General features: G+C 40.1%; 8 protein-coding genes. 6 read left to right on the forward strand and 2 right to left on the reverse strand.

Annotated elements, in window-relative coordinates:
* Window positions 1-88: 88 nt before the first annotated feature.
* The gene (locus H6G59_RS26850; RefSeq protein WP_190721111.1) at window positions 89-268 is read right to left on the reverse strand and encodes a type II toxin-antitoxin system RelN family antitoxin; all 180 of its coding nucleotides are present in this window, start codon (window positions 266-268) and stop codon (window positions 89-91) included.
* A gap of 261 nt (window positions 269-529) precedes the next feature.
* Between H6G59_RS26850 and rpsB the strand changes: the two genes are divergently transcribed.
* From rpsB to H6G59_RS26865, 3 genes are all read left to right on the forward strand, one after another.
* Window positions 530-1,318: a 30S ribosomal protein S2 gene (rpsB, locus tag H6G59_RS26855; protein WP_190721092.1), complete on the forward strand. Its 789-nt coding sequence runs from the start codon at window positions 530-532 to the stop codon at window positions 1,316-1,318.
* A 150-nt stretch (window positions 1,319-1,468) separates the two neighbouring features.
* Complete coding sequence (gene tsf, locus H6G59_RS26860) at window positions 1,469-2,410, forward strand: translation elongation factor Ts (RefSeq protein WP_190721095.1); 942 nt, start codon at window positions 1,469-1,471, stop codon at window positions 2,408-2,410.
* Window positions 2,411-2,921: 511 nt separating this feature from the next.
* Window positions 2,922-3,776: a hypothetical protein gene (locus H6G59_RS26865; RefSeq protein WP_190721098.1), complete on the forward strand. Its 855-nt coding sequence runs from the start codon at window positions 2,922-2,924 to the stop codon at window positions 3,774-3,776.
* A 77-nt stretch (window positions 3,777-3,853) separates the two neighbouring features.
* On the opposite strand, the gene H6G59_RS26870 is transcribed toward H6G59_RS26865, so the two are convergent.
* Complete coding sequence (locus tag H6G59_RS26870; protein ID WP_190721101.1) at window positions 3,854-4,000, reverse strand: hypothetical protein; 147 nt, start codon at window positions 3,998-4,000, stop codon at window positions 3,854-3,856.
* Between H6G59_RS26870 and recG the strand changes: the two genes are divergently transcribed.
* The 3 genes from recG to H6G59_RS26885 all read left to right on the forward strand — a co-directional run bounded on the left by recG (window position 3,965) and on the right by H6G59_RS26885 (window position 7,513).
* Complete coding sequence (recG, locus tag H6G59_RS26875; RefSeq protein WP_190721104.1) at window positions 3,965-6,499, forward strand: ATP-dependent DNA helicase RecG; 2,535 nt, start codon at window positions 3,965-3,967, stop codon at window positions 6,497-6,499. The two genes, H6G59_RS26870 and recG, sit on opposite strands and share 36 nt — an antisense overlap.
* A 113-nt stretch (window positions 6,500-6,612) precedes the next feature.
* Window positions 6,613-7,224, forward strand: coding sequence for a Uma2 family endonuclease (locus tag H6G59_RS26880; RefSeq protein WP_190721108.1), 612 nt, complete (start codon window positions 6,613-6,615; stop codon window positions 7,222-7,224).
* 103 nt (window positions 7,225-7,327) lie between these two features.
* Entirely contained in the window at window positions 7,328-7,513 is a 186-nt protein-coding gene (locus H6G59_RS26885) for an AAA family ATPase (RefSeq protein WP_242038992.1), read from the forward strand.
* Window positions 7,514-7,602 lie beyond the last annotated feature (89 nt).

Consider the following 7,602-nt stretch of genomic DNA (forward strand, 5'->3'; position numbering starts at 1 on the left):
TACTTTGTCACACCATGTCCCTGTTAATGCTAGTCATTCTCATTAAGCTTCTTAACTTTTGAGTTGCTGCTAGTTATTATGTACTACTTTAAGGGCTTTTTAAACTCTCTTTAATTTCCCCAACCGAAGTATCATCAGGATCAGATTCAGTTTCATCTGATACAAGAATAATTACTCTGACTTGACTAGATGTATGAATTTCTAAAGGTTGATCTAATAATAATTGACCTTTTTCATCAACTTTTCCCATGACTTCAAAAGCTTTCATTACTTGACCTCAAATAGGTGTGAGTAAAATTATAGCAAGATAAATAAATATTAAAAACCTGGCTTAAATTCATACTTTTCGCATTTCCATTTACTTTTTAGTTGTGTAGATGCAATAAAAAAATATAAACTTTCCTTCACATTTGCCACAGTTGTGCTACCCTAGAACAGTTGACTAAAATTCCGCACATCCGGGGATTCGGGTGTTTCCTTAATGGAAATGCGCCTGGGTGGAGGATTAACCCGAATAGGAGTTACAAAAATGCCCGTTGTTTCATTGGCTCAAATGATGGAGTCTGGGGTTCACTTTGGACACCAAACCCGACGTTGGAATCCAAAGATGTCTCCGTACATCTACACCTCTCGTAATGGTGTACATATCATCGACTTGGTGCAGACAGCACAGTTGATGGATAATGCATATAACTATATGCGATCGCAATCTGAGCAAGGGAAGAAATTCCTGTTTGTGGGTACAAAGCGCCAAGCAGCAGGAATTATTGCTCAAGAAGCTGCTCGTTGTGGTTCTCACTACATTAACCAACGTTGGTTGGGTGGAATGCTCACCAACTGGGCGACAATCAAAACCAGAGCAGACAGGTTGAAAGATTTAGAACGCCGTGAAGAAACGGGCGCATTAGATTTATTGCCGAAAAAAGAAGCTTCCATGCTGCGTCGGGAAATGACAAAGCTGCAAAAGTACTTGGGCGGTATTAAAAATATGCGAAAAGTCCCCGATGTTGTAATCATTGTTGACCAACGCCGGGAGTATAACGCAGTTCAAGAATGCCAAAAATTGAGTATTCCCATTGTATCCATGTTGGATACAAACTGTGATCCAGATGTAGTAGATATTCCCATTCCAGCCAACGATGATGCAATCAGGTCGATTAAGCTGATTGTCGGCAAATTAGCAGATGCTATTTACGAAGGCCGTCACGGTCAACTGGAAGCGGAAGAAGATTACGAAGATTACGCTGAAGAAGACTACGACTACGACGAAAGTGAGTACGCTGACGCAGTGGTTCCCGACGAAGAAGAGGAAGCATAAGTAGAGAAAGGATGCAGGATGAAAAAACTGATTTCATCCTCCATAATTCATAATTCATGGCTCATACTTTGTATTGTCGTGAGTAAGATAGAAATACTCAACACCGTGAGCGATTACAAATCTTCTTGTCAAGTTAGGAATTGAGGCAACATGGCGGAAATATCTGCAAAACTCGTCCAAGAGCTACGCCAAAAAACTGGTGCTGGCATGATGGACTGCAAAAAAGCGCTGAAAGAAACTGATGGCGACATAGAAAAAGCCGGCGATTGGCTGCGGCAAAAAGGCATCGCTTCTGCGGGTAAAAAAAGCGATCGCATTGCGGCAGAAGGTCTAGTAGACACCTACATTCAGCCAGGTGGCCAAGTAGGTGTACTGATAGAAGTCAACTGTCAAACAGACTTTGTTGCCCGTAACGATGCTTTTAAAGCTTTAGTTAAGAGCCTAGCCAAGCAAGCCGCAACGGCTGACACTGTTGAGTCTTTACTAGCTCAACCCTATGTTGAAGATGCCAACGTTACCGTAGACGAAGCCATTAAGCAAGTTATTGCTACCCTGGGAGAAAATATTCAGGTGCGGCGCTTTGTCAATTTTGCTCTTGGTGACACACCAGGAGTAGTAGATAGCTACATTCACACTGGTGGCCGAGTTGGTGTTTTGGTTCAACTGAACACCCAAACCAAGGAAGCATCCAGTAATGAAGAATTCCAAAGCTTGGCTAAAAACGCAGCTATGCAAGTTGCGGCTTGTCCTAACGTCGAGTATGTCAGCATAGATCAAATTCCTGCCGAACTTGCCAAAAAAGAAAAAGAGATCGAAATGGGCAAGGATGACTTAGCCAATAAGCCAGAGAACATCAAAGAAAAGATTGTTCAAGGACGAATTGACAAACGCCTTAAAGAAATGACTTTGCTGGATCAACCTTACATTCGTGACCAAAGTATTTCTGTAGAAGACTTAGTAAAACAGGTTAAGTCTCAAGTAGGTGCAGAAGTTCAAGTCAATCGCTTTGTGCGTTATGTCCTAGGCGAAGGCATTGAAAAGAACGAAATTAGCTTTGCTGAGGAAGTCGCTGCTCAAATGGGCGTTAAGTAATTTAGTCATTAGTCAATGGTCAGTAGTCAGTTGTTAAAAATATATAATTAGCTAGTGGCTATTGATTATGGACTTGTGACTGAATCAATACTTAAATCACTACACAGTAAACAGTCCTGATGCTTTATGGTATGGTTTTTGCCCAGCAATGAAACTGATAACTGTTGGCTGTTAGCCGTTAAATAACAGGTCTAGCAAGCTTTGCAGGCCTGTATTTTATTGGCATTCCGTACAATCGAGGTAATATGGTGTCCCGTTGAAAACTTAGCATTAGGGAACCGCCCACAGACAGGGAGAGTCTTTTGATCAGCAATTAGCCGGACTTGACATAATCTATAATTTTAAATTATCTATAGCAGTTGCCAGGTAGCTGAGGACAATCTTAAATTCTGGAATCTTTGTCAGACAAGAGTTTGAAAAAGCTGACTGCTGACTGCTATAAATAATCATTTGCCCCCAATGTCGTACATTTGTACCATAATAAGGTTCAGATGGAAAATAACGAGAAGATATGGCCAGAGCAATTGAGCGAATAGAGCGGGATATTGCAATGCAGAAAGAAGCGATTAGTGCGATCGCTAGAGAACTTCACAGTGCTTATGTTAGTTATTTAACTATTTTAGGAGCAACCTTACAGAAACAGTTGATTTTGGCAAGCTACCACCTCTGTACTCAGGGATATCCAGAAAACCTTCTGAAGATATCACTCAATCAACGGCAGCAATTGCAACAAGGCATCCGCAAACTGGGTCAAAAAGCTGCTGAACAGTTGCTCCATTATCTTCACGGTGAAGAAGTTGAGGAAATTGAGGAAGTTGAGGAAATTGAGGAAATTGAGGAAGTTAAGGAAGTTGAGGAAGTTAACGAGGATGAAAAACATCCAGAATCCAAAACTCAAAATCCCAAATACTTAGATCCATCTAACCCGATAGAATTGGCAGAATGGCAGCAAGATTTAGAGGAAGCGATTGTGGAAACGCTGAAAAAACTTTCCCATGATGCTAATTTTTTGCTCCAAAAGGCTGGGATTTTACCCAAAAAATTACCAGAACCAATTTTAGCAGCGGCGGCGGCGGCTTCAGAAGCGTCTGCTGAGGTTATGCCAGGTCCACCGAACCTATTGAACATAGTCATTGAAATTAACAATGATCAAGAATCAGAAGATTCTAGCATGACGCAGATTATCACTATTAACTTGCGACTAGGAGAAATTGAATTTGCTGATACCACGCTTTTGTCAGGGCGCAAGCAAATTCGGAATATTTTGGTAAACCTCAACAAGCTAGGACGAGATTATCAAAAGAAGCAGCGAGAACTCAAAATTGCTGAAGCTGAAGCTGCATGGCGTGCTAGTTGGTTTGAATAGAGTACCGAGTAATGAGTACCGAGTAATGAGTACCGAGTACCGAGTAATGAGTACCGAGTACTGAGTGTAGATAAAAATCAATTAACTTTAATGACCAATGACCAATGACCAATGACTAATGACCAATGACCAATGACCAATGACCAATGACTAATGACCAATGACCAATGACCAATGACTAATGACCAATGACTAATGACACACCCGATTGGATAAGATTGCATAAAGCCTTAGCTGTAGAGGCTGAACATGGCTTTGCGGATTTGGTGGGTAAACAATACCGCTTCAGTGAATTTCTGAGTTTGACTTTTGGGAAATTCCCCCAAGCTTTGCCCCCCAAAGAACGCTTTCGCTGGCACGAAATAGCGATGCAATTTGCCAGTTATCCAAATTTGGGAGTGGAAGCAAGACAACACTTAATTGCCGAAGTCCGAAGATATCTCTACCAACTACAGCAAGAACTAGAGGAGGGGGAGGAAAAAAAGATGGGGAGATGGGGAGATGGGGAGATGGGGAGAAAATCCGAAAGTTCCAATTATCAATCTTCTAATACCCAATCAAAATCCAAAACCATAAATCTTACAACTCCAATTGTTGCAGAAGTTAGTCGGCGATTAGCTCCAAAAATTGAGCAAAAACTCAGTGAACTGCCAGAAATAGGCATTAAAAATGCTGAAAATTTAGCGCGGTTAGATTTACATACTGTGCGTGATTTACTGTTTAATTATCCTCGTGATCATATTGATTATGCCCGTCAGGTGAATATTCAAGAGTTGCAGGGGGGTGAAACGGTAACAATCATAGCCACGGTGAAGCGTTGTAATTTCTTTACTAGCCCTAAAAATAAAAAATTATCAATTTTAGAATTAATCCTTAAAGATAATACAGGTCAAATTAAAGTTAGCCGTTTTTATGCTGGGGCGCGTTTTAGCAGTCGTGGTTGGCAAGAAGGTTTAAAACGCCGCTATCCGGTGGGTAGTGTAATTGCGGCCTGTGGGTTGGTAAAGGGAGGTAAATATGGGTTAACGCTGGATAACCCAGAATTAGAGGTTTTGGCAAATCCAGGTGATAGCATTGATTCACTGACGATTGGGCGAGTTGTGCCGATTTATGCTTTGACTGAGGGAGTGGTGGCGAATACGGTACGTCAAGCGGTGATTACGGCTTTACCAGCTGCGGTTAATTTGAAAGACCCCTTACCTAAAGGTTTGCGGGAAAAGTATGGTTTGATGGAATTGAAGGATGCGATCGCAAATATTCATTTCCCTGAAGATAGCGATGCTTTAAGAATAGCCCGTCGCCGCTTAGTATTTGATGAATTTTTCTATCTCCAATTAGGCTTACTGCAACGTCAGAAAAAAGCTAAAGAAATTCAAACTAGCGCCATTCTTGCCCCCAAAGGGAAATTATTAGAACAATTTAATGAAATTCTGCCTTTTAAACTTACCGGCGCACAGCAAAGAGTTATCAACGATATTCTCAACGACTTGCAAAAATCTACACCCATGAATCGGTTAGTACAAGGTGATGTAGGTTCAGGGAAAACAGTTGTTGCTGTTGTGGCGATTTTGGCAGCAATTCAATCAGGTTATCAAGCAGCGTTGATGGCTCCGACGGAAGTATTAGCAGAACAACATTATCGTAAATTAGTTAGTTGGTTTAACTTGCTACATTTGCCCGTTGAATTATTAACAGGTTCGACAAAAATAGCGAAAAGACGAGAAATTCATTCTCAATTAGAAACAGGTGAATTACCTTTATTAGTGGGAACTCATGCCTTAATTCAAGATAAAGTCAACTTTCAACGTTTAGGTTTAGTTGTCATTGATGAACAGCATCGTTTTGGGGTTGAACAAAGGGCGAAGTTACAACAAAAAGGCGAACAACCTCATGTATTAACAATGACGGCTACTCCTATTCCCCGGACTTTAGCTTTAACAGTACATGGAGATTTAGATGTTAGTCAAATTGATGAATTACCACCGGGAAGACAACAAATCCAAACCACAATGTTAAGTGGTCAACAACGACAGCAAGCTTATGATTTAATGCGTCGAGAAGTTGCCCAAGGTAGACAAATATATGTGGTTTTACCCTTGGTGGAAGAATCAGAAAAATTAGATTTGCGTTCTGCGGTAGATGAACATCAAAAGTTACAAGAAAGCATTTTTCCTGACTTTCAAGTGGGACTTTTACATGGTCGTATGACTTCAGCAGAAAAAGACGAAGCGATTACCAAATTCCGCGATAATGAAACGCAGATTTTAGTTTCTACTACTGTGGTTGAAGTCGGTGTAGACGTGCCTAATGCCACAGTCATGCTAATTGAACACGCGGAAAGATTTGGTTTATCGCAACTACACCAATTACGAGGACGTGTGGGTCGGGGTGCAGCGCAGTCTTATTGTTTGTTAATGAGTAGTTCGAGAAGTCCTGATGCTCAACAACGGTTGAAGGTGTTGGAACAGTCTCAGGATGGGTTTTTTATCTCGGAAATGGATATGCGTTTTCGGGGGCCTGGGGAAGTGATGGGGACTAGGCAATCTGGGGTAGCAGATTTTACTTTGGCTAGTTTGGTGGAAGATGAGGATGTTTTGCTGTTAGCGCGACAAGCAGCAGAGAAAGTGATTGATATGGATGTGGATTTAGAGCGTTGGCCGTTGATGCAGGATGAGTTGAAGTATAGGTATGCGCGGTTAATGGGTGGAGCGATTTTGACGTAACAATATTTATGATATTGGCTTTTTGTTGGACTAGCTATTGCCTTTCTGTTGGGTTAATTTTTTCTATCTAGGTGATAATCGTTTTAGGTCTAATCATTCTAGGAGGTGTGATTGTGGTTATTTCTCAAACCAACCCGCCAAACCTTACAAAAGAGGTGACAAAAACTGACTTCACTCCAGATGAGTATCGAGCGATAGAGGAAAGCGCAGAAGAACGCCATGAATATTGTAATGGAGAAATTATTGTTATGCCTGGAGGTTCAGAAGTTCATAGTGCCATAGCTAGTAATATATTAATTTATTTGGGTTTTTTACTCAGAGATAGTGATTTTCGCTTTTACAATAGTGATTTGCGGGTTTGGATTCCTAATTTTAATCATGGAACTTATGCAGATGTTCTAGTGATTAATGGTGAACCGGAATTTAACGGCAATCGCACCGATGAAATTCTCAATCCTTTACTGATTATTGAAGTTCTTTCTCCTTCTACGGAAGGTTATGACAGAGGAGAGAAATTCAGAAAATATCGCTCTCTTTCTAGCTTTTGTGAATATGTGATTGTTAGTCAAACTGAAGCTTATATTGAGCATTATTATAAACAGGAAGAGCAAAATAATAATCTTTGGCAATTGCAAGTTTATGATCAGATTGATATGTCAGTTAGTCTGCATAGTTTAAATGTAGAACTTCCGATGAATGAAATTTATCGGCGGATTAAATTTTAAGAAAATATTCTTACAATTCCTCGTTTGAATAATGAACCTCTGTATAATAGCTAAACACAGACATTATATAGAAAAAATTCTGTATAAATACTAATTATTGACCATGCTGCAACGAGTAATTCTCAACGGTTTCAAGTCCATTAAAACAATGGATATTGAATTGCGTCCTTTAAATATCTTGATTGGAGCTAACGGAGCGGGTAAAAGTAATCTCATTTCCTTTTTTAAGATGTTAAATGAGATGATGGCAGGAAGATTGCAACAATATATTGGCATACAGAAATGTTGAATGTAGTTACAAAACTTTACATATTTAAGTATAGTAGTATTATTAAGGGTAAAAATGTCAACATTTCATAATATCTTCCATCCAATGAA

The organism is Anabaena lutea FACHB-196 (genome assembly GCF_014698305.1).
GTDB lineage: Bacteria > Cyanobacteriota > Cyanobacteriia > Cyanobacteriales > Nostocaceae > Anabaena > Anabaena lutea.